This is a genomic window from Rhizobium sp. TBD182, from assembly GCF_001950375.1.
GTDB classification, from domain to species: domain Bacteria; phylum Pseudomonadota; class Alphaproteobacteria; order Rhizobiales; family Rhizobiaceae; genus Agrobacterium; species Agrobacterium tumefaciens.
This window is the reverse complement of the sequence record NZ_BDLN01000001.1, coordinates 40,933-63,933: the sequence shown is the minus strand read 5'-3', so window position 1 is coordinate 63,933 and position 23,001 is coordinate 40,933. Positions and strand designations below refer to the sequence as shown.

General features: G+C 59.7%; 21 protein-coding genes. 10 read left to right on the top strand and 11 right to left on the bottom strand.

The window, feature by feature from the left end; translation table 11 throughout:
• Positions 1 to 124 precede the first annotated feature (124 nt).
• Positions 125 to 643, top strand: a complete 519-nt coding sequence (locus T18_RS00370; protein ID WP_038491396.1) for a hypothetical protein — start codon at positions 125 to 127, stop codon at positions 641 to 643.
• A 3-nt stretch (positions 644 to 646) separates the two neighbouring features.
• Here the strand turns inward: T18_RS00370 and T18_RS00365 are convergent, their stop codons facing one another.
• From T18_RS00365 to T18_RS00335, 7 genes are all read right to left on the bottom strand, one after another.
• Positions 647 to 2,164 carry an ATP-binding protein gene (locus T18_RS00365; protein WP_025593912.1) on the bottom strand — a complete coding sequence of 506 codons (1,518 nt, stop codon included), beginning with the start codon at positions 2,162 to 2,164 and terminating at the stop codon, positions 647 to 649.
• A gap of 126 nt (positions 2,165 to 2,290) precedes the next feature.
• On the bottom strand, positions 2,291 to 3,178 hold the full coding sequence (locus T18_RS00360; protein WP_025593913.1) for an EamA family transporter: 888 nt from the start codon (positions 3,176 to 3,178) through the stop codon (positions 2,291 to 2,293).
• Between the two features lie 37 nt (positions 3,179 to 3,215).
• Entirely contained in the window at positions 3,216 to 3,854 is a 639-nt protein-coding gene (locus T18_RS00355; protein ID WP_038491400.1) for a LysE family translocator, read from the bottom strand.
• Between the two features lie 444 nt (positions 3,855 to 4,298).
• Complete coding sequence (locus T18_RS00350) at positions 4,299 to 4,538, bottom strand: DUF1127 domain-containing protein (RefSeq protein WP_025593918.1); 240 nt, start codon at positions 4,536 to 4,538, stop codon at positions 4,299 to 4,301.
• Positions 4,539 to 4,918: 380 nt separating this feature from the next.
• Positions 4,919 to 5,740 (bottom strand): glutamate racemase, encoded by an 822-nt coding sequence (gene murI / locus T18_RS00345; protein ID WP_038491403.1) that lies wholly within the window; start codon positions 5,738 to 5,740, stop codon positions 4,919 to 4,921.
• On the bottom strand, positions 5,724 to 6,566 hold the full coding sequence (locus T18_RS00340) for an RNA methyltransferase (protein ID WP_003516049.1): 843 nt from the start codon (positions 6,564 to 6,566) through the stop codon (positions 5,724 to 5,726). Before T18_RS00340 ends, murI begins: the two co-directional genes overlap by 17 nt.
• A 174-nt stretch (positions 6,567 to 6,740) precedes the next feature.
• Positions 6,741 to 7,271, bottom strand: a complete 531-nt coding sequence (locus T18_RS00335) for a hypothetical protein (RefSeq protein WP_003516050.1) — start codon at positions 7,269 to 7,271, stop codon at positions 6,741 to 6,743.
• 216 nt (positions 7,272 to 7,487) lie between these two features.
• Here T18_RS00335 and T18_RS00330 point away from each other — a divergent pair, with 216 nt between their 5' ends.
• On the top strand, positions 7,488 to 8,702 hold the full coding sequence (locus T18_RS00330) for an NADP-dependent isocitrate dehydrogenase (protein WP_026331056.1): 1,215 nt from the start codon (positions 7,488 to 7,490) through the stop codon (positions 8,700 to 8,702).
• A 335-nt stretch (positions 8,703 to 9,037) separates the two neighbouring features.
• Entirely contained in the window at positions 9,038 to 9,664 is a 627-nt protein-coding gene (locus tag T18_RS00325) for a glutathione S-transferase family protein (RefSeq protein WP_003516054.1), read from the top strand.
• Between the two features lie 77 nt (positions 9,665 to 9,741).
• Here the strand turns inward: T18_RS00325 and T18_RS00320 are convergent, their stop codons facing one another.
• From T18_RS00320 to recA, 3 genes are all read right to left on the bottom strand, one after another.
• Positions 9,742 to 10,125: a VOC family protein gene (locus T18_RS00320; RefSeq protein ID WP_026331055.1), complete on the bottom strand. Its 384-nt coding sequence runs from the start codon at positions 10,123 to 10,125 to the stop codon at positions 9,742 to 9,744.
• A 75-nt stretch (positions 10,126 to 10,200) separates the two neighbouring features.
• Positions 10,201 to 12,864, bottom strand: a complete 2,664-nt coding sequence (alaS, locus tag T18_RS00315) for an alanine--tRNA ligase (RefSeq protein WP_003516058.1) — start codon at positions 12,862 to 12,864, stop codon at positions 10,201 to 10,203.
• A 231-nt stretch (positions 12,865 to 13,095) separates the two neighbouring features.
• Entirely contained in the window at positions 13,096 to 14,187 is a 1,092-nt protein-coding gene (gene recA / locus T18_RS00310) for a recombinase RecA (RefSeq protein ID WP_003516062.1), read from the bottom strand.
• 246 nt (positions 14,188 to 14,433) lie between these two features.
• Between recA and T18_RS00305 the strand changes: the two genes are divergently transcribed.
• Positions 14,434 to 15,375 carry a carbohydrate kinase family protein gene (locus T18_RS00305; RefSeq protein WP_038491406.1) on the top strand — a complete coding sequence of 314 codons (942 nt, stop codon included), beginning with the start codon at positions 14,434 to 14,436 and terminating at the stop codon, positions 15,373 to 15,375.
• A 31-nt stretch (positions 15,376 to 15,406) separates the two neighbouring features.
• The gene (locus tag T18_RS00300) at positions 15,407 to 16,330 is read left to right on the top strand and encodes a pseudouridine-5'-phosphate glycosidase (protein WP_038491409.1); all 924 of its coding nucleotides are present in this window, start codon (positions 15,407 to 15,409) and stop codon (positions 16,328 to 16,330) included.
• A gap of 202 nt (positions 16,331 to 16,532) precedes the next feature.
• On the opposite strand, the gene T18_RS00295 is transcribed toward T18_RS00300, so the two are convergent.
• Positions 16,533 to 18,761, bottom strand: a complete 2,229-nt coding sequence (locus T18_RS00295; protein ID WP_003516065.1) for an OmpA family protein — start codon at positions 18,759 to 18,761, stop codon at positions 16,533 to 16,535.
• Positions 18,762 to 19,102: 341 nt separating this feature from the next.
• On the opposite strand from T18_RS00295, the gene T18_RS00290 reads away from it, so the two are divergent.
• The 5 genes from T18_RS00290 (at position 19,103) to T18_RS00270 (ending at position 22,970) form a co-directional block, all read left to right on the top strand.
• Positions 19,103 to 19,876 (top strand): ABC transporter substrate-binding protein, encoded by a 774-nt coding sequence (locus tag T18_RS00290; RefSeq protein WP_003516066.1) that lies wholly within the window; start codon positions 19,103 to 19,105, stop codon positions 19,874 to 19,876.
• 113 nt (positions 19,877 to 19,989) lie between these two features.
• Complete coding sequence (locus tag T18_RS00285) at positions 19,990 to 20,793, top strand: ABC transporter permease (RefSeq protein WP_003516067.1); 804 nt, start codon at positions 19,990 to 19,992, stop codon at positions 20,791 to 20,793.
• Positions 20,790 to 21,620, top strand: a complete 831-nt coding sequence (locus tag T18_RS00280) for an ABC transporter permease (protein ID WP_025593926.1) — start codon at positions 20,790 to 20,792, stop codon at positions 21,618 to 21,620. The genes T18_RS00285 and T18_RS00280 overlap by 4 nt, the downstream gene beginning before the upstream one ends.
• A gap of 147 nt (positions 21,621 to 21,767) precedes the next feature.
• The gene (locus tag T18_RS00275) at positions 21,768 to 22,061 is read left to right on the top strand and encodes an usg protein (RefSeq protein WP_173865413.1); all 294 of its coding nucleotides are present in this window, start codon (positions 21,768 to 21,770) and stop codon (positions 22,059 to 22,061) included.
• An 84-nt stretch (positions 22,062 to 22,145) separates the two neighbouring features.
• On the top strand, positions 22,146 to 22,970 hold the full coding sequence (locus tag T18_RS00270) for a class I SAM-dependent DNA methyltransferase (protein WP_038491413.1): 825 nt from the start codon (positions 22,146 to 22,148) through the stop codon (positions 22,968 to 22,970).
• The last annotated feature ends 31 nt before the right edge of the window (positions 22,971 to 23,001 follow it).

Sequence of the window (23,001 nt, the reverse complement as noted above, 5' to 3'; positions counted from 1 at the left end):
CAAGGAGGAGGCGATTACGCCTCCTCTTTCTTTTTTGATGATGAAATATATAATCTGTATTATTGTTAGCTAGAGCGAAATCTATTTTCTCAATATTAAAACAAACGTCCAATTCATCGCAAAAATGACTTTTGAAACCGTTGATCAGGCAATCTCAGAAAAGAAACTTTGGCGAGCGAAGGAAATCCTTCAGGGCAGGCTCAGCCATCCCGACGTCGATCTGGCACTCTTTCAAAAATACGGTGAAGTGCTGCTTGAGATGAACGATCTCATTGAAGCGGGACGGATGTTGTTCTGCTCAGGCGCACGCGACGAGCGTTTCAGGGAAGCGATCACTATATTCCTGTCAAGAATCAACAGGCGTGAACCGCAACGCTTTCTGGCGCAATTGCCTTCTTCCATTAGACGACAACGGCATCTTGCTGAATTTATCGCTTCGCCGGAATTCGAACGTGACGGATGGACAGCGACCCAGCTCTCCCGGCTCGCCCCCTTGCAAACACATGTCAGCACCCGCCCCTATCAACGGCCGCATCGATTGACCTCGGCACTGTTTATAGCCGTTATTGTTTGCGTACTGGCTCTGAGCCTCAGTGGTCTCTACACGACGATCAGTTTTGCGGTGCGGACTTTGACTGAATAGCGATTACTCCGCCGCCAGCCTCGCATCATCCTCAGCCGCATCCGCATCGCCGGGTGCGGTCTTCGCGTCGAGATCGGGGAACGCCACGATGCGCTTGCCGGAGAAATCGGCGTGTACCACCACAAGCTCCTTCTCCTCGAAATAACCGAGAAGACGGCGCGCACGGCGGGCGGAATGGGTACCGTAAGCGCGGGCAATACGGGCGTCGGATGGGCAAGGCTCCTCATTGAGCGCCGCCTTGACCAACAGCAGGAAAACCCCCTGCAGATCGTCGGAGACCGACATCGACAATTCCAGCGCCTTCTCCCAGCCTTCGCTGGCCGCCATTGCCGCATCCACGCCGGAGCGGGCAATCGCCACCTGCCGGCGGAAATCCGCCAGCGTCATCGGCGTGCCGGGAATACGGCGCATGCGCGCGCGCACCAGAAAATCCTGGTACAGCACGGCGTCCGTGCGATAGGCCGATTGCGGATCGTCGAGAATTTCGACCAGCACCGCCGCGATCTTCTCTTCGCGCTCCTCCGGCGTCAGCTCCGGCTGACCTGCACGCGCCGACTGCTCCGGTGAAGGACCGGCGGCGGCGGGGGTGGAGCGAGAGAGTTCAGCGAGAATATCGGTTGTCGGGCGCGGCGCTGGCGGCGTGCGGCGCGTGGCGGGTCGCGTGAACTCTTCCGGGTCCGGCGTGAAGATCAGATCCTCCACATCCTGCGGTGCATCCGGCAGCGGCATGAGCTTCGGCGAGGAAGACCGCGCCGAGGTTTCCACCGCACCGATGACGATGGGCAACGGGCGGCGCGACAGCGCCGGTCCAAGCGCCACGAAATTGCCGCGCTGCAGATCCCGGAACATTTCCGCCTGCCGCCGGTCCATGCCGAGCAGATCGGCAGCGCGCGCCATATCAATATCGAGAAAGGTGCGGCCCATCAGAAAGTTCGAGGCTTCCGCCGCTACGTTCTTGGCAAGCTTGGCAAGGCGCTGCGTGGCGATGACGCCCGCAAGCCCGCGTTTACGCCCACGGCACATCAGATTGGTCATGGCGCCCAGCGACGCCTTGCGCGCATCCTCGGTCACCTCGCCGCCGACGGAGGGCGCAAACATCTGCGCCTCGTCCACAACGACAAGCACGGGATACCAGAATTCGCGATCCGCATCGAACAGGCCGTTGAGGAAAGCGGCAGCGGCCCGCATCTGCTGTTCGATATCAAGACCTTCAAGCGTCAGCACGCAGGAAACGCGGTGCTGGCGGATGCGGTTGGCAATGCCCGCAAGCTCGGCTTCCGTGCGCTCTCCATCCACCACCACATGGCCGAACTTGTCGGACAGCGTGACGAAATCACCCTCGGGATCGATAATGACCTGCTGCACCCATTGCGCCGATTGCTCCAGGAGCCGGCGCAGAAGGTGTGACTTGCCGGACCCGGAATTGCCCTGCACCAGCAAACGCGTTGCAAGCAATTCCTCAATATCGAGCTTGGCCTGCTGCCCGCCCGATAGGGTTCCCATGTCGATGCCGACCTGCAATGTTCCGTTCCTCGTGCTGCATGTCATCCGGCCGATTCCCGTAACGGCGGCCGGACATGCTCTTTACCAAAAAATCACCGATTGCGTCTGCCCCGTGCCGATAATGCACAGGCAATTGCGCCACATCTATGCGGCCCCGGACGAGACGCGCGAAAATGATAGCCGCCTGCCGAACACATTCAGCATCAACCCGATGATGACCAATGCGGCACCGACCACTTCGAAGACGGTAATATGCTCCGCAAAAGCGAGATAGGCGCTGACGAAACCGACAATCGGCACCAGCAGCGAAAACGGCGCCACCGTTCCGGCCGGATAACGCAGAAGCAGGTAACTCCAGATACCCGCGCCGACGATGGTCGCACCATAGGCCATATAGATCACCACGAGAGCCATCGTAGGCGTCGCATTGCGCAGCCCTTCCGCAATCGCATCAGGTCCCTCCACCACCAGCGAAAGCAGCACCAACGGCAGAACGGGTACAAGGCTCGTCCATGCGACAAAGGAGACCGCATTCACCTGGCCGATGCGGCGATTGACGATGTTGCCGCAGGCCCAGGCAATGGCCGAGCCGACGCCCATCAGCAGCGGTATCAACGCTGCAGCCGTCATGCGCTCCACGCCGATGACCGCCAGCCCGCCAAAGGCAACGATTGCGCCGACGATCTGTGACGGCAACGGCCGCTCGCCGAGAAACACCACGGCCAGCGCCAGCGTGAAGAAGGCCTGCGACTGCATGACGAGCGAAGCAAGCCCAGCCGGCAGGCCGAGCTTGATGGCCGGGTAAAGCAGGCCGAATTGCACGAAACCCATCGCCATGCCGTAAACGATCATATGCCGCCACGGCACATTGGGTTTGGGCAGGAAGAACACCAACGGCACGGCTGCAAACAGATAGCGCACCCCCGTCAGAAACAGAGGCGGCATGTCGGCGACGCCGATCTTGATGGCAACGAAGTTGAAGCCCCACAAAAACACGGTGATCAGGGCAAGAAGAATATGCGGCAACGCCATTTTGTTATGTCCGAATTTCAGGCGATCGACGGGCGCTTTACGCCGAAACCGCCCTCTTCCAGCCAAATGTAATGAGACCGGCGCCGATCAGGAGACCGCCGCCCGTGCGGTTGACGATGCGCTGAACCCTGGGTTTGCGGATCGTATTGCGGGCGGCACTTGCCAGAAGTCCATAAAGCGCCGCATTGCAGCTGGCAAGCACAAGGAATGTCGCTTCGAAAATCAGCACCTGCGGCCATAAAGGCAGCGTCGGTACCAGAAACTGCGGCAGGAAGGCGACGAAGAAGACAATGCTCTTGGGGTTCAGCGCCGTGACGACATAGGCATGCAGGAAGATTTTGAGCGGCCTTTCACGGCCGGTCACGCCTGTCCCTTCACCACCTTCACCGCCAACCGGAGAACGCCACAGCTTGATGCCGAGATAGATGAGGTAAGCCGCGCCGACCCATTTCAGGCCGGTAAAAAGGGCCGCGGATGTGGCAAGCAGCGCGCCGAGCCCCAGCATGGAGGCCGTCATCGCAGTGAAATCACCAAGCGCCACACCCGTCACCGTCGCGGTGCTCGCCTTGCGTCCATGCCCCAGAGCATAAGAAATCACCAGCAGGATTGTCGGCCCCGGAATGGCAAGCATGATGGCGGATGCGGCCACGAAGGCCAGCCAGTTCTCCAGTGGCATGATGCAATCTCTCCCGTTCGGTCTTTGGAGCAAGCCACCAAAAGCGCACGGTATCAAGCCAGATTTTCGGGGACTATGCCGCTTTGTCATCCGCGGACGAACAGGCTGCTGCCGCCGCTTGATCGCCTGTGCAAGATCGTAATTTGACGGCATGGCAAGCCATGCCGCGCCGCGCTGACCCCTGCCCGCTCCAGCCGCAGGGCAAGATCAGGGGTAACGCCCGCCCGGACGTTCAGGAGGATAGTGCAACGCGCTATATGCCAGGCCTTTCCGCAGCTTCCGTTACGGAAAACTGAAGTGCGGCGATGAACTCCTCGCAGACGCGCCGTGGGTGGACGACGGGTCGAGTCCGGCATGACGGTGGTGCGCATTTCGAACATCATTAGAAGTGGAAACGGACGACGGAGCCTCCCCGGCATTTTCTCGCCGGAGAGACTGTCGCCATCAAAACCGCGGCGCCCAGTAAGGAGGGGCCCACTCCCGCCGCATTTTGCGGTCGGACGGCTCCAGGCCGATATCGTCCAGAAGACGCTCCGGCAGATCGGAAAGATCGGTCGGCGGCGGGCGCGGCACCATTGCCGCGACGAGAACCGCTTTCAGGGTTGTCCAGACGCCGAATGTGACGAACAGGCGGTCGACCGCATCCGGCAGCGCATATGCTACCAATGGTTGATTTTTCTGCATGGGAAATCCGTCCCGGCGCGGCGAAGCAGCCAGGTCCTTTATCGATGATAAAACGACATGCGGGAACGGCGGGCGCAACACGCGGTAGCGCGGACGCACAATTCAGCTGTCAAACGAAGTGAAGATGCCAAACGGCAGGGAAATCAGGCAGGAAGCCTTATCGGAGGTCGATGCCTCGGGACATGTAACCGCCGATGACCATGCCGGAAAAGCCAGACATGCCGGTAAGGCGCATATTCATATAGTCAGTCATTCCACGCCTCCTTTTTATAGCGGTTACAGACAAGATGCATCTTACACGAGATGCCGGACGCGACAAGAGGTCGCAATCTCGAATTGCAAAAGTCAGGCAGAATAGATGCAAAAATGCAACAAGCCTTTCAGCTCAGCGAGACGCTGAGGCCAAAACCCTGCATCAGCCGCCGTGTGGCGAAATCCGGCTTGCCGGAAGTGAAGACGGCGAAATCGAAACCATCTGGATGCTCCGCATCCTGCGGCAGCGGCACCAGATGGCGCGCGCGACGGGCAATCGCTTCCGCGGGATCGAGCCAGTCCACCGGCCATGGCGCCAGCCGGCGAAACACATTGGCCATGAAGGGATAATGAGTGCAGGCGAGAACAACGATATCGGTGCGCTTGCCGTCGCTATCGATGAAGCAGGGTTCGATTTCCGCCAGCACGGCTTCATCGGAGATCGGTTCGCCCCTGATCCAGCTTTCGGCCATACGCGCCAGATTTTCCGATCCCACGAGGCGAACATGGCATTGCGTGGCGAATGACTGGATGAGATCGCGCGTATAGGCGCGCTTGACGGTGCCGGGTGTTGCCAGCACGGAAACGAGACCGGAACGGGTGCGTTCGGCCGCGGGTTTGATAGCTGGAACGGTGCCGACGAAAGTCATATCAGGAAAGCGCGCCCGAAGATCGGCGCCTGCCAGTGTGAAGGCGGTGTTGCAGGCAATGATGCAGACTTCAGGGCTATAGTTTTCAAGCAGCTTTTCGAAGAGCGAAAGAATGTGCGCTTTCAGCGCCTCCTCTTCCCAGCCGCCATAGGGGAAACCGGCGTCGTCGGCCACATAGATGAAACCGCGCTCGGGCATCAGCACGCGCGCCTCGCGCAGTACCGTGAGCCCACCAATGCCGGAATCGAATACCAGCACCGGTTTGAGAACATCGGCCAGAGCCTCAGTCGTCTTCAGCATTCTCCCCAGCCCTCTCCGACAATGGTCCCTCCGCCGTTCCGGCCCGGCCTGCCTGCTTAGGCCACTGCCGGGGAAAACGATCGAGTGACCTGATCACGCCACGGAAAACACTGATTTCCTGCTCGGAAAAGCCGCGTCTCGACAGCACCGCACGCAGATTGTCCACCATTTTCGGCTTTTTTTCGGGCGGATGAAAATATCCGCGCGCATCGAGCGCCTCCTCGATGTGTTCGAACAGGCCGAAGACCTGTTCCTTGGTCGAGGGCCGCTGCTCGATGGGCTGGAAAAGCGTCTCGTCCAGATCGTCCATGCCGGATTTCATCCACTCATAGGACATCAAAAGCACGGCCTGCGCGATATTGAGCGACGCGAAGGCGGGGTTGACCGGAAATGTCACGATCTCATCGGCCAGCGCCACTTCTTCATTGGTAAGGCCCCAGCGCTCACGCCCGAACAGGATGCCGGTTCTTTCACCCGCCTTGAACTTCGCGCGCAGCGTGCCGGCTGCGGTAACGGGGGCACGAACCGGTTTGAAACCGTAACGCTCCCGCGCGGTCGTGGCATAGACGAAATTGAGATCCTTGATCGCCTCTTCCAGCGTCTCGAACACCTTCGTCCCGTCGATGACATGATCGGCCTTGGAAGCGGCGGCGCGCGCCTTCTCGTTCGGCCAGCCGTCACGCGGCTTGACGAGGCGAAGTTCGGCAAGACCGAAATTGGCCATTGCCCGTGCCACCATGCCGATATTTTCGCCGAGCTGCGGTTCGACCAGAATGATCGCCGGGCCTTCCGCCACAAGTTCAAGCTCGCTGTTTGTGCCTGCCATCGTCGTTTTCCAGTTTCTGAAGCGCCGCATCGATTTTCAGGCCGATGCGTTTTATGGTTTTCGCGCATTTCCAGACTGAAAACCGGTCGCCGCTTTTCCTGAAAATGCTCTAAAGCGCGCTTCACTGGCACAGATCGGCGCCAAAATCAAAGCCGGGGCAGGCAGAACGCCCTGTTATTCGCCCTTGATGATCGCCGCCATCTCTGCGCGCAGCGAATCCCTGCCCTCGTCTCCAACCCGGTGAATGTCGCTGATGACAGGCTGGCCGTTTTCCTCGATGACATCGAAATGCACCTCGTCGACCGTTGCCTTCATCTCTGCCTCATCCATGCAGGCCCAGAGCTTGAACTTCGCCGTCACGTCAGTCACGCCGTCCTTCACCTCACCGGGCGTTACCGAAACATCCACCAGCGGACAGCCATCCTGCGAGTTGGTCACCACATCGTAGCCGAAGGGATCGCCGGTCTCGCCGCTTTCCGCCTCGTAAGCCGGCTTCTTGGAAGCTTCGCGGTATTGGGCAACGAAGTCCTTGCTGAACAGGCTGGTCAGCATGTCCTCGTCAAAGATGTATTTCCAGTTTTCCGCATCGCCGGACCAGTTCTTGACGGTAATGTCCATCACCTTCTGGACGGGATCGGCAGGGCCGGCCGCAAGGGCGCTGTGGGAAAAGAGGACGGCGGCAGTCAGAAGCAGAATATTCCGCATGATGTGATCCCGGAGGTAGGCCCGACGCGCGGGCGAAGCGATTCGCCTGACTGTATTCCGGCAATATGGTTTGGCAATGCGCAAAGCGTTATTGCACCGCGCCAAAAAAGCGCCCCCCATGGCTTTGCCTCAGGCGCGCGCGATGCTATAGCCGCACCGGATATTTTTCCGAATACCGGCGTCACCAGGCGCCACAGCTTCGAAGGTGAGGAATTCATGGCAAAGATCAAGGTAGCCAATCCAGTCGTCGATCTCGACGGCGACGAAATGACCCGTATCATCTGGCAGCTCATCAAGGACAAGCTGATCCTGCCATACCTCGATCTCGACATCGAATATTATGACCTCTCGGTCGAAAACCGCGATGCTACCAACGACCAGGTAACAGTCGATGCGGCACATGCCATCAAGAAGCACGGCGTCGGCATCAAGTGCGCGACGATCACGCCGGACGAGCAGCGCGTCGAGGAATTCGGCCTGAAGCAGATGTGGAAGAGCCCGAACGGCACGATCCGCAACATTCTGGGCGGCGTCATCTTCCGCGAGCCGATCATCTGCAAGAACGTTCCCCGCCTCGTTCCTGGCTGGACGAAGCCGATCGTCGTCGGCCGCCACGCCTTCGGCGACCAGTACAAGGCAACCGATTTCAAGTTCCCTGGCAAGGGCAAGCTGACGATCAAGTTCGTCGGCGAAGACGGTCAGGTCATTGAAAAGGACGTCTTCGACGCGCCGAGCGCAGGCGTTGCGCTGGCAATGTACAACCTTGACGAATCCATCCGCGAATTCGCCCGCGCATCCATGATGTACGGCCTGATGCGCAAGTGGCCGGTTTACCTGTCCACCAAGAACACCATCCTGAAGGCCTATGACGGCCGCTTCAAGGACATCTTCGAAGAAGTCTACCAGACCGAGTTCAAGGCGAAGTTCGATGAAATCGGCATCATCTATGAACACCGCCTGATCGACGACATGGTTGCCTCCGCTCTGAAGTGGTCCGGCGGTTACGTCTGGGCCTGCAAGAACTACGATGGCGACGTGCAGTCTGATACGGTTGCCCAGGGCTTCGGTTCGCTCGGCCTGATGACCTCCGTTCTCCTGTCGCCGGACGGCCGCACGGTTGAAGCTGAAGCGGCACACGGCACGGTCACGCGCCACTACCGCCAGCACCAGAAGGGTCAGGAAACTTCGACCAACTCGATCGCTTCGATCTTCGCCTGGACCCGTGGCCTCGCCCACCGCGCCAAGCTGGACGACAATGCAGAACTCGCAAAGTTCGCAGCAACGCTCGAAACCGTCTGCGTCGACACCGTCGAAAGCGGCTTCATGACCAAGGACCTCGCGCTCCTCATCGGTCCGGACCAGCCCTGGCTCTCCACCACCGCCTTCCTCGACAAGATCGATGAAAACCTCAAGAAGGCGATGGCGGCTTAAAAGAACGGGGCACTACCCGTTTGAAATATCGACAAAAGGAAACCCGGCCGCAACGCCGGGTTTCTTTTTTTGTTCACAGTATCTTGCTTAGATGTTGCACTAGGCGCAGACTTCGATTCCACAGCGTGCCGCAGTCACAAAAATAAAAATATATAGCTGAAACAGCATAAAACGACACATAACTTGTCCGGCACAGTCAAAAATTCATGTGGTTACCAGCTCGATCCTTCGGGAAAACAGATAATGCTGTGGACTATAAAAACGCACCGTGTCAGCGCGAACTGCGCGCGGGTTTTCAATGATGCTTTTGCAATTTTGCTTGGGGAGGCAAAGCAATGAGTGAATTGATCTTCTACACCAATCCCATGTCGCGCGGACGCATTGCGCGATGGATGCTCGAGGAAGTGGGCGTTCCCTACAAGACAGAGATACTGGGCTTCTCGACGTCGATGAAATCGCCGGCCTATCGGCTGATCAACCCGATGGCCAAGGTGCCCGCCATAAAACACGGCGACACCATTGTCACCGAAGCGGCAGCGATCTGCGCCTATCTGGCGGATGCCTTTCCGGGCGCCAACCTTGCGCCGACGCCGAAAGCGCGCGGACTTTATTACCGCTGGATGTTTTTTGCTGCCGGTCCGTTGGAAATGACAACCAGCATGAAGGCGATGGGTTTCGAGGTGCCGCAGGAAAAGCTGCGTATGGCTGGCTGCGGCAGCTATGCGGATGCGATCAACACGCTCGAACGTGCCGTCAGCGAAAACCGCTTCATCGCCGGCGATCACTTCACTGCGGCGGATGTCTATGTAGGTGCCCATGTCGGCTGGGGCCTGCAGTTCGGCACAATCGAAAAACGTCCGGCCTTCACGGACTATATGGCGCATCTGACAGACCGCCCCGCCTTCAAGCGGGCCACCCAGCTTGACGAAGCGGCAGCGAAGGATATGCAGGCGGCCGGTTGAGGAAACTGACAGGCATTTCGCCTGAAAGCGGAGCACGAGCGCTTACAAGGGTCACAAAACGGATTTTGGAAGCGGGCTTATTCGTTGGACTGGGCGAGTGGTTCGCCGATCTCGACTGCATGCCCGTCCGGATCATAAAAACGGAACACTCTCTGTCCCCATGCCTGCCGCTCAACGGGATGGATCAACTCCACATGCGGCGCAATATTCCGAAATGCCGCATCGACATCCTCATGTTCGAAATAGAGCAGCAGATTCCTTCTGCCGTAAGGTTTGTCCGTGTCCGGCGATGTCCGCCAGACCGTCTGTTCGAGCGAACGCCCCTCATGGATTGCAAAGCCGCTTTCAAAGAGGACAAAATTTCCGAAATCGTCCAAAACCTTCAGGCCGAGCCTGTCACGATAAAACTCCCTGGAGCGGTTGATATCGCACACGAAAGGGATGGGATTTACAAAGCGCATCACGTTCCTTTCGGATTTCAACATCCAGAATCAAAAAAGCGGGGTAGAACCCCGCCTTTTTTCAATTCATCCAGATCAGGCCGCCAGGGCCGCTGCCACCGCGTTGATGGCGTCCTGTGCCTTGGCGCCATCGGGGCCGCCGGCCTGCGCCATATCCGGGCGTCCACCGCCGCCCTTGCCGCCGAGGGCCGCAGAGGCCGTGCGGACGATATCGACGGCGCTGAAACGGCCAGTCAGATCCTCGGTCACGGCAGCAACAGCACTTGCCTTGCCGTCTTCGGACACGGCGATCAGCAGCACGACGCCGGAGCCGATATTGGCCTTGGCTTCATCTGCAAGACCCTTGAGGTCCTTGGCATCGATGCCGGACAGGGATTTTGCGAGGAAATTGACGCCAGCAACCTGCTGTACGTCGTTTGCGCCGGCATCCGACGAGCCGCCGCCCATTGCGAGTTTCTTGCGGGCATCCGCAAGCTCGCGCTCCAGCTTCTTGCGCTCGTCGAGAAGTCCCTCGACACGCGACAGCACATCGCCCGGCTGAACCTTCAGCGACGAGGCCAGTGCCTTTACGCGCTCATCCTGCTCGGAGAGATAGGCAAGCGCGCCCTGACCCGTTACGGCCTCAAGACGGCGCACGCCCGCACCGACGGCACTTTCGCCAAGAATGCGGATAAGGCCAATCTGGCCGGTTGCGGCAACATGGGTGCCGCCGCAAAGCTCGACCGAGTACGGACGGTTGGCTTTCGCACCGTGAACACCGGTGCCCATGGACACAACGCGGACTTCATCGCCGTATTTTTCGCCAAACAGTGCCATAGCACCCTCGGCGATGGCGTCGTCAACGCTCATCAGACGCGTCACGACAGGCGAGTTCTGCAAGACGATCTCGTTTGCCATTTCTTCGACGACCTTCAGCTCCTCGGCCGACATCGGCTTCGGATGCGAAACGTCAAAGCGCAGACGCTCGGGTGCAACCAGCGAACCCTTCTGTGCGACGTGCGTGCCAAGCACCTCGCGCAGCGCCTCATGCAGCAGGTGGGTGGCGGAGTGGTTGGCGCGCAGACGCGAGCGGCGGTCGTGATCGACCGTCAGCTGCACGGCGTCATCGAGCTTCAATCCACCCTTGGACACCGTGCCGGAATGCACGAAGAGGCCCTCGCCCTTCTTCTGGGTTTCTGAAACGGTAAAGGTGCCGTTATCGCCAGAGATTACACCGGTATCGCCCATCTGACCGCCGGACTCGCCATAAAATGGCGTCTGGTTGACGACGATCTGAACCGTCTCGCCCTCGGCAGCACTGTCCACCGACTTGCCGTCCTTGACGATCGCCTGAATAACGCCTTCGGCTGTTTCAGTGTCGTAACCGAGGAATTCGGTCGCGCCGAGCTTTTCCTTCAGTTCGAACCACACCGTTTCGGTCGCCTTGTCGCCGGAACCAGCCCAGTGCGAGCGTGCTTCCGCCTTCTGGCGCTGCATGGCATCGGTAAAGCCGGAAATATCGACGCCGATTTCGCGGGCGCGCAGCGCATCCTGCGTCAGATCGAGCGGGAAGCCATAGGTATCGTAAAGCTTGAAGGCGGTTTCGCCGTCCAGCATGTCGCCCTTGTGCAGGGTCGAAGTCGCGTCAGACAGCAGCGACAGGCCGCGTTCCAGCGTCTTGCGGAAACGGGTTTCCTCAAGCTTCAGCGTCTCGGAGATCAGCGCCTCGGCGCGAACCAGTTCCGGATAGGCGCGGCCCATCTGCTGTATCAGCGCCGGCAGCAGCTTGTAGATCAGCGGCTCGCGCGAACCGAGAAGCTCGGCATGGCGCATGGCGCGGCGCATGATGCGGCGCAGAACGTAACCACGGCCCTCATTTGACGGCAGGACGCCATCGGCGATCAGGAAAGCGGAGGAGCGCAGATGATCGGCAATGACGCGATGGCTGGCGCGCTTCTCGCCCTCTGCCGGAACGCCGGTCGCTTCGACGGAGGCCGAAATCAGCGCCCGGAACAGATCGGTGTCGTAATTGTCGTGTTTGCCCTGCAACAACGCCGAAATGCGCTCGAGACCCATGCCGGTGTCGATAGACGGGCGCGGCAGATCGATGCGCTCTTCCTTCGTCAGCTGCTCATATTGCATGAAGACGAGGTTCCAGATTTCGATGAAACGGTCGCCATCCTCTTCCGGCGAACCGGGCGGTCCGCCCCAGATATGATCGCCGTGGTCATAGAAGATTTCCGAGCAGGGACCGCACGGACCGGTATCGCCCATGGCCCAGAAATTATCGCTGGTCGGAATACGGATGATGCGATCGTCGGAGAAACCGGCGATCTTCTTCCAGAGATTAAAAGCCTCGTCGTCGGTGTGATAGACCGTGACCAGCAGACGGTTGCGGTCGATGCCGAATTCCTTGGTGATCAGGTTCCAGGCATGGGTAATCGCCTCTTCCTTGAAATAGTCGCCAAAGGAGAAATTGCCGAGCATTTCGAAGAACGTATGGTGACGGGCCGTATAACCGACATTGTCCAGGTCGTTATGCTTGCCACCGGCGCGCACGCATTTCTGCGCCGAGGCGGCGGTGGAATAAGGACGGCTTTCGAGACCGGTGAAGACGTTCTTGAACTGCACCATGCCGGCATTGGTGAACATCAGCGTCGGATCGTTGCGCGGCACCAGCGGGCTGGAGGGCACAATCTCGTGTCCGTTCTTCTTGAAGTAGTCGAGAAAGGTCGACCGAATTTCATTCACACCGCTCATGCCCACACACCGCTCACAGCTGGAGTCCATCACCGCCATCCCGAATGATGGCTATCTTGCAAAATCAAAGGCTTTTATCGTCCGCATCCTGCCCTGTCCAGCCATGGAGGCGCACCAAGGCGTCTAGGCAAAGAAAAAGGGCCACGCGAGGAAAATCGCACGACCCTTTTGATCCATACCGGCTCATGCCGGCAAAGCCACCGGACGCGAACGCCCGGACCTTCGAATGCATCAGCCCTCGTCGGGACCGTCGTCGCTTTCGCCAGCTTCCGGGCCGCCATTCTGCAGGAACCGATCGGCGATCAGACCGGCGTTCTGGCGCAGCGCCAGTTCGATCTCGCTTGCCATTTCCGGATTGTCGCGCAGGAAAGTCTTGGCATTTTCACGCCCCTGCCCCAAACGCTGGCTGTTATAGGAGAACCATGCACCGGATTTCTCGACGATACCGGCTTTCACGCCGAGATCGACAAGCTCGCCGGTCTTGGAAACGCCTTCACCATACATGATGTCGAATTCCACCTGCTTGAAAGGCGGTGCCATCTTGTTCTTGACGACCTTGACGCGGGTCTGGTTGCCGACAACCTCTTCACGCTCCTTGACGGCGCCGATACGGCGAATGTCGAGACGCACCGAGGCGTAGAATTTAAGCGCATTACCGCCCGTCGTCGTTTCCGGCGAACCGAACATGACGCCGATCTTCATGCGGATCTGGTTGATGAAGATCACCATGCACTTCGACTTGGAGATCGAGGCGGTCAGCTTGCGCAGCGCCTGGCTCATCAGACGTGCCTGAAGGCCCGGCAGGCTGTCACCCATCTCGCCTTCGATTTCGGCACGCGGCGTCAGCGCCGCAACCGAGTCCACGACCAGAATGTCGACGGCACCGGAGCGCACCAGCGTATCGGTGATTTCAAGCGCCTGCTCGCCCGTATCCGGCTGCGAGATCAGAAGGTTCTGCAAATCCACACCGAGCTTGCGGGCATAGACCGGATCGAGCGCGTGCTCGGCATCCACGAAGGCGCAGATGCCGCCCTTTTTCTGGGCTTCCGCGATCGTCTGCAACGCAAGCGTCGTCTTACCGGAGCTTTCCGGGCCGTAAATCTCAACGATACGCCCCTTCGGCAGGCCGCCGATACCGAGCGCTATATCCAGGCTGAGAGAACCCGTCGAAATGGTCTCTACTTCAACCACGTTTTCATTGGAACCGAGCTTCATGATCGATCCCTTGCCGAACGACCGTTCGATCTGGGAGAGCGCCGCTTCCAGTGCCTTGCTTTTATCCACCGATTTATCCTCTACGAGACGCAAAGAATTTTGTGCCATCCGATCCACCTTTAGGTTATTGAAGCCGCACAGGCAATGAAGCAGTATGGAAATAGGATGTACTCTATTTGTTCTCATATCGCAAGGCGCAGCCAGCATATTGAAAACAAATAGCGATAAGTGGTTTGTTCTGCTTTCGTTTTTCCGTGTCCGGCCTATCGCTGCGAACCGGATGTGAAGGGGAACAAACAGAAGATTGGGACGAATCGTCCACCTTTTCCATCCGCGAAAGAGGGAAACACAAGCGTGAAGAAGATACTCGTTCTGGGCGGCGCGCATATAGACAGGCGCGGCATGATCGAGACTGAAACGGCGCCCGGCGCCAGCAATCCTGGCTCATGGATGGAAGAGGCTGGCGGCGGCGGTTTCAATGCGGCGCGCAATCTTTCCCGGCTCGGTTTTGCCGTCCGTATCATCGCACCGCGCGGCGGCGACGTGACCGGCGAAGCGGTGGCAGAGGCAGCAAGGCAGGCGGGCGTGGAAGATACGCCCTTCGTTTTCCTCGATCGCCGCACGCCAAGCTACACCGCCATTCTGGAGCGCGACGGCAATCTTGTCATCGCACTTGCGGATATGGACCTTTACAAGCTGTTTTCGCCGCGCCGCCTCAAAGTTCGCGCGGTGCGTGAAGCGATTACCGCGAGCGACCTTCTGCTTTGCGATGCCAATCTGCCGGAGGATACGTTGAAGGCGCTCGGTCTCATTGCCCGCGCCTGCCAAAAGCCGCTCGCGGCCATCGCCATTTCGCCCGCCAAGGCGGTGAAGCTGAAGGACATGCTCGCCGATATCGACATTCTCTTCATGAACCAGGCAGAGGCGCGCGCGCTGACCGGACAGACGGCAGACAATGTTCGCGACTGGCCGGGCATTCTCCGCAGGGCAGGCCTTGCCGGCGGCGTCATCACCCGTGGCGCAAGCGAAGTGGTAGCCTTCAACGCGACGCAAACCGCAAGCCTCCACCCACCCATCATCCGCGAGGTGAAAGACGTAACCGGGGCCGGAGACGCCATGGCGTCAGGTTATCTCGCGGCGATTACGGAGGGCAAAGCCATCACTGAGGCCCTGCGATTGGGTGCCGCGGCGGCCGCCATCACCGTGCAATCGCCTTTCGCCACCGCCCAAGACCTGTCAAAAGACAGTGTCGAGACCATGTTGGGGCTTGTCCCCAAGGCCGAAATGCTGGCATGAACCCGTTTTTTTATAGTCTGGAACAAACAGAATGACCCGCCCCATCTCCCCGCTCCTACCCATCATCTATTCGCAAGAGGTTGCCGCTGCCAAACAGCGCGGCGCGCCGATCGTCGCGCTGGAATCGACCATCATCACCCACGGCATGCCCTATCCCGGCAATATCGAGATGGCCGAAGGCGTCGAACAGATCATCCGCGATCAGGGAGCCGTTCCGGCAACCATCGCCGTCATTCACGGCTCGCTGCATATCGGCCTCGAGAAGGAGCAGCTCGAAGCGCTTGCCCAGACCACCGACGCCATGAAGGTCTCGCGCGCAGATATTGCCTTTGCGATTGCCGAGCGCCGCACCGGTGCCACTACAGTGGCAGCCACCATGATTGCCGCTGCCCGCGCCGGCATCCGCGTTTTCGCCACCGGCGGCATCGGCGGTGTGCACAAGGGCGCGGAGGAGACCTTCGATATTTCCGCCGATCTGACCGAGCTTGCCAAAACCGGCGTGATCGTCGTCTGCGCCGGCGCCAAGGCCATTCTTGACATCCCGAAGACGCTGGAAGTTCTCGAAACCAACGGCGTGCCTGTCGTGACTTTCGGTTCGGAAGAGTTCCCGGCTTTCTGGTCGCGTTCTTCGGGCCTTCCCAGCCCGCTGTCGCTCAACAGCCCTGCAGCCATCGCCAATTTCCAGACGACCCGCGAACAGCTCGGCATCGATGGCGGTATGCTGATAGCCAATCCCGTGCCGGAAGAGGACGAAATTCCGCGCGAGGAGATGGAAATCTACATCAATCGCGCCATTTCCCACGCCGAGCGCGAGGACATCACCGGCAAGGCCGTCACGCCCTTCCTGCTCGGCGATATCTTCCGCCTGACCGACGGCCGCAGCCTCGCGACCAATATCGCGCTGGTACGCAACAATGCCCAGCTCGCAGCAGAGATTGCTGTGGCGCTAAACTAAGCGTTAGAGGCTGGATTATCCTCAAATTTGAGGATGATGGCAGGGTGAGAAGCATCCCAGTCATGCCGGACTTGATCACGCTGGCCCCCGGATCTGGTCCGGCGTTACGGATAATGTGTCGGACTGGGAACTTTGCTACCAATAAAAAAGCCCGGAAAGCTTTGCGCTTTCCGGGCTTTCATTTTTCAGTTCCTGAACCTTATCAGTTCTGGGCGACCGGTCTTACCAGCGGTGTCACGCGGCGGATGGTGACGCGGCGGTTCTGCTGTTCCGGGCCGAGTGTCTGAACCTTCAGGTAACGCTCGCCGTAGCCTTGCGTCGCCAGGTTTTCCGGCGGAATGCCGTAAACATCGGTCAGGACATTGGCGACGGAAGCGGCACGCTCGTCGGAAAGAACGAGGTTGCTTTCATCCGAACCAACGGCATCGGTGTGGCCTTCGATCAGGAAGGTTTCCGCCGGGTTCTTTGCCAGCGCCTTGTTGATCGCATCCGCTACTTTCCGCAGCGAACGGGCCTGCGCCATCGGAATATCAGCGCTTCCAGTGGCAAATGTGATCGTATCGAGGTCGATACGGCGCACCTTGTCGCGGATACGGGCCGAATAACGCACTTCATCCAGCGAGTAGACACGCTCCACCGGCTCGACCGGCGGCTGCTCCAGGAAGCGGTAGTAATCGCGGTCCGGATCGCTCGACGTGTCGATGATGTAGTCACGAACCGGAATGCGCAGACGCATCGGCGGCAGATCGAGGCCGGGATCGCGATAGACATATTCACGGTCCGGTTCGTCCATCAGCTCCGGTGCATAGAACAGCACATATTCCCGGCCACGGTCATCGATGCGCGAACGCTGGATGACGTCGCCATAGCGGTTGCGGATCGTCACCACCTGCGTGCCGTCGCGACGCTCGACGGTCTCGCGGACACGTCCGCCGGGCAGGCGCTCGTAATAGGGCTCGCCGCCATCGCGGATGAAGCGCTGATTGTCGTCGCCGCGCACAACCACGCGGTCACCGAATTGCAGGATGATCGGCGCATCGCGATCCTGATCGCGCCGGCCGCCTTCGCGCGGCTGCCATTCCCGCGCACCTTCCGGCCGGTCATATTGCGGACGGCGGTCGACACGCTCGCCCTGCTGAGAGGTAATCGCCTCCATCTTTACGGGCGGCGGAGCCTTGCCTCCGGCAGCACCGGCGCGCTGCGCTTCGGCGTCGGAAGTCGGCACCTTCACGTCACCGGCCTGCTCACGCTCGCGGCGGCGTTGCTCGCGTGCCTGGTTGTTACCCGAGCGCTCCACTTCCTTGTCGCTGTCGAGAACGGCGGCACCCTTGTCGACGGGCAGAATGACGGTGTCGGCAGTCTTGGACGGGTCCTTGGCGATAGCCTTGGCCTTGTCCAGTTCCTGCTTCGTCGTCGGAGGCGCTTCCGTCTGCGGAATGGCGACCTGATTGGGAACGGCTTCGCCGGCAGGCGCCTGTCCTGTCGTGGCACCGCTTGGCGGCGGAGGTGTCGGAGTACCCGGCAGCGGCGCTGCAGGCTCCGTCTTGCCCTGGCCTTCTACCGGCTGCTTCTCAGAAGGCTGCTGGCCGGGCGCAGGATTGGGCTGAGCTTCCGGAGCCGGTGGCCGTGCCGGTGTCGGCGCTTCCGTTGGAACAGGAGCCTCCTTTACAGCTGGCTCAGGAGCCGCTGGCTTTTTCTCTGGAACGGCCTTTTCGGCGGGTTCCGATTTCGGTTCCGGTGCTGGAGCGGGCGCCTTTTCCTCTACCGGCTTTTTCTCGGCGGCGGGCTCGCGCTGTTTCGCCGGCTGCTCGGTATTTTCTGGGCGTGCGGCTGGCTGTTCGGCCGCCGGCTCCGGCTTGCGCGGACGTGCGGGGCGTTGCTCGCCCTCGCCTGCCGGCTGCTCGGCTCTAGCCGGTTTGCGCGGCCGTTCCTGCGGCTGCTGCTCGGCGGGTGCAGGTGCGGCTTCGGGCTCAGGCTGCGGACGCTGCTTGCGGGCGGGTGGCTGTTCAGCTGGCGCCGGTTCCGGTTGGGCTTCGCGCTGCTGCGGCTGCCGTTTCGGTTCTGGCTGAGGCTCGCGTTGCGGCTCGGGCTGAGCTTCACGCTTGGGTTCAGGACGCGGTTCGGCCGGTGCAGCTTCAGCCTTCGGCTGTTCGCGCTGCGGTTCCGGAGCCTGCTCCTGCTTTTTCGGCTCTGGCTCTGGCTTCGGCTGCGCCTCTTCTGCTTGCTGGCGTTGCTTGCGCAGCAGCTCTTCCGGGTTCTGCTCCTCCGCCTGCGGCTGCGCCTGCGCCAATATCACCGGGGCCTGTGCCTGGGGCATTTGCGTTTGCGTCCGTGCGGCGCCGGCATAACCGGCGGCGGCCGGCTCCACCGCGATCGCCAGCGACATGAGGGGGAAAACCACCCCCGTCAGCAATGTGTTCTTCTTCAGCATCGGTGCTTCCTCATCTGCCAATCGTTGTACGCCGCTTATGCCGCGACATTGTGAATCCGGCCGCGCGTGCAGGCGCTGGTCAACGCCTTGCATACGCTTCGGTTCCCATGATGACCAAAGCGTTCTGTACCGGAAATGAACAGATCAAGGCCATTTCGTGAAAGCTCCGCGACGAAAAAGAGGGCGCTAATATTGCAGTTGCATTTTTTGACCAACCGGACGAATAATTGCCGCGCGCTGAAGGCCACGAATGTCAAACCGTTCTGTTGCGCCTGCGCTCACGACGTCCGCACTGAAAACAACAACAGACTGCGGATGAACGACCAAAAGAGAGGATCGAAATGCCTATTTCCACCCGTCTGCTCGCAGCCGTATCGATTGCCGCCATCTCCCTGTTTTCCGGCGCGGCCCTCGCGCAGGACAAGATCGTCATCGGCACGGAAGGCGCCTACCCGCCCTTCAACAATCTGGAAGCCGACGGTACGTTGACCGGCTTCGACATCGACATCGCCAAGGCGCTGTGCGTCGAAATGAAGGCTGAATGCACCTTCGTCACCAATGACTGGGACGGCATCATCCCCGCCCTGCAGGCAAAGAAGTTCGACGCCATCATCGCGTCCATGTCGATCACGCCGGAGCGTCTCCAGAAGGTCGATTTCTCCAAGAAATATTACAACACCCCGCCGGCAATCGCCGTACCGAAGGATTCGCCGATCAAGTCCGTCGACGACCTGAAGGGCAAGTCGCTCGGCGCTCAGGGTTCCACGACTCACTCCAACTATGCCGAAAAGCACTTCCCGGGTTCCGACCTGAAAATGTACCCGACCGCCGACGAATATAAGCTCGACATCGCCAACGGCCGCATCGACGCCGTCATCGACGATATCGTCGTCCTGTCGGAGTGGCTGAAGTCGGATGCAGGCAAGTGCTGCAAGATCCTGACGCCGCTTCCGGTGGATGTCGAGATCAACGGCAATGGTGCAGGCGTAGCCGTTCGCAAGGGCGATACGGCGCTCGCCGACAAGTTCACGGCTGCCATCGCCGGCATCCGCGCCAACGGCAAGTACCAGGAAATCAACAAGAAATACTTCGATTTCGACGTTTACGGCCAGTAAGCGGCGCGTCGCCTGTTGAAATCTGGTGGCGGAAGGCTTGCCCTTCCGCCATTTTTGTTTGAAAACGTAACCATAACAATCACGGCGGCTTAAGACCGCGGGGGAAAACTGGCATGAGCGGAGCATTTTCCGCCATAGGTGCGTTCTGGACCTATGTCTCGACACTTCTCGACCCTTTCTGTGGGCCGGTCGGTCTCTTCACGCTTTTCGGAAACGGCACCCTCGTCACCTGTGGCGATGCCGGCTGGGGCGACGAAATCGCCTTCGGCGTCAAGGTCACGATCTCGCTGGCGCTCGCCACCCTGCCCGTCGGGCTTGTGATCGGTTTCCTCATTGCGCTCGCCGCGCAATCGGAGGAAAAATCGCTGCGGCTGGCGGCCGGTGTCTATACCACCATCTTCCGCGGCCTGCCGGAACTCCTGACGCTGTTCATCGTCTATTACGGCATACAGATGCTGCTGCAATCGGCCGCCGGTTATGTCGGGATAACCGGCCCGGTAGAGATCAACGCCTTCGTGGCGGGCATGGTCGCGCTGTCAGTGGTGTTTTCGTCCTATTCCTCGGAAGTGTTGCTATCCGCCTTCAAGGCCATCCCAAAGGGCCAATATGAGGCGGGCCATGCACTCGGCCTCTCGCGCGGCCACACCATGGTGCTCGTCATCATTCCGCAGCTGGTCAGGATCGCCCTGCCCGGCATGACCAACCTTTGGGTCATTCTGCTCAAGGATACCTCTTACGTCTCGATCATCGGCCTTGCCGATATCGTGCGCCAGACCGGCATCGCTGCCCGCGTCAGCAAGGAAGCCTTCTTCTTCTACGGCATCGCCTGCCTGCTCTACCTCATCCTCGCTCTGCTCTCCTCCATCGGCATCGGCTTCATCGATCGCTGGTCGCGCAAGTCGGAGGCAAGCCGATGAGCCATGTTCAGGAACTCATCCCGCCGCGCCCCGCGCCGGTCGCCACAGACAAGCCCCTCAACATATCGCGCGTCGTCGGCATCGCCGTCATAACGCTCTGGCTGCTGCTGGCCGCCGGGCTGATCTTTGCGATGATCGAAGGCTGGGACTGGGCGAAATTCGAACGTTACGGGCCGCGTTATATCGATGGCCTCATCACCACCATTACGCTGGTTGGCAGTTCGATCATCCTCGGCGCAATTCTCTCGGTGCCGATCGCCTTCGCCCGCATGTCGGAAAATCGCGTCATCAGCGCGCTGGCCTATGCCTATGTCTACGTCTTTCGCAGCACCCCGCTGCTGGCGCAGCTTTTCCTGATCTATTACGGCCTCGGCAGTTTCCGTCAGGGGCTGGAAACCGTTGGCCTATGGTGGTTCTTCCGCGAGGCCTGGTATTGCGGCCTCTTGTCGCTCACCCTCAACACCGCCGCCTATCAGGCCGAAATTCTGAGGGGCGCGATCCGAAGCGTGCCACGCGGCCAGATTGAAGGTGCGGCCTCGCTCGGCCTGTCGAAATTCATCACCTTCCGCAAGGTCATTCTGCCGCAGGCCCTCATCGTGGCGCTGCGCCCCTACGGCAACGAGATCATCCTGATGATCAAGGGTTCGGCAGTGGTCTCCATCGTCACGGTCTTCGACCTGATGGGACAGACGCGCTACGCCTTCTCCCGCACATTCGATTATCAGGCCTATCTCTGGGCGGCGATCTTCTACCTGACGATCGTCGAGACGCTCCGGCATGTCTGGGCATGGCTCGAAGCCCGCCTGACACGCCATCTCAAGCGCTAGGGACACGGTTGGCAGCACTCAACAGAGAAGACTGCCAACATTTTGAAAAATATAACTATTTTGTGACAATCCAGACCTTTGGCAAGGTTGGGTTAACCCTGTCGTGTTCCCATATCAGATACAGCGACAACGCTGTGATCGGCAATCATGAGAACGGGAACAGCCGACATGAAAAAGGAAATGGAAATGGAAATGATGCTGAGGGGCTACGGCCTCACCACCGCCCAGATTTTTTATCGCATGCCGGACCATCCGCTGGTTCTCCAGACCTATGTCTGGCAGGACTATGATCTCGCCCCGGATTTCCCCGAAATGCACGGTTTCCTCAAATTCTGGCAGGAAAAGCTAGACGGTCCGTTGCACTCGGTCCGCTATGTGCACCGGCAGGTGATCTCGGCGCAGGAATGGCGCGCATTGAAAGGAGAGTTCATTCTCCACTGAGGCCCATCGCCACATAAGCATTGCGCCCGTCCGTCTTGCGGCTTACAGCAGACTTCAACTGAAGATGCTGACGGATACTGCACGATGACGAAGAACCAGAAAATTGACGAAGAGGCGCTTGCCGAAGCCTATAACCGCGCGCTCGCGCTTCAGAAAGCCGGCGATGTTGACGCGGCGGTGAAGGCCTATGAAGAGGTTCTGGCCATCGACCCGGACGATCATGGCGGCGCAGCCGTTCGCATCGCCGCCATGGGCCGCGGCGAACCGCCTTCCAAAGCGCCCGACGCCTATGTCGAAACCCTGTTCGACCAGCACGCCGAAGCCTTCGAGGATATTCTTGTCGAACAGCTCGGTTATGCAGTGCCGATGATGGTGCGCCAGCGCCTGCAAACGCTCGATCTCGGCCCCTTCAAGCGCCTGCTCGATCTCGGCTGCGGCACCGGCCTCACCGGCGAAGCGCTGCGCGACATGGCTGATGACATCACCGGCATCGACATTTCCGAAAACATGGTCGAGATCGCCCATGAAAAGGACCTCTACGAGACGCTCTATGTCGCCGAAGCCGAGGACTTTCTCGAAGACAATGACGACGAGCCCTTCGACATCATCACCGCAACCGATGTGCTGCCCTATCTTGGCGCGCTGGAACCGCTGTTTTTCGGCGCCGCTGAAAACCTCGTCCCTGGTGGCCTGCTGATCTTCTCGTCGGAAACGCTGCCCGAGGCAACCATGGCCGGACGCCCCTATATGGTCGGCCCGCACCAGCGTTTCGCCCACGCGGAAACCTATGTTCGGGAAAGACTGGCAGCGACCGGTTTCGACATAGTCGAAGTCACCGACATTAACGTGCGCATGCAGGACGGCAACCCCACACCCGGCCATCTGGTTATTGCCAGGCTCAAGGGCTGAGGCAGAGGCAAGCGCTCCTGACATGGAGCGC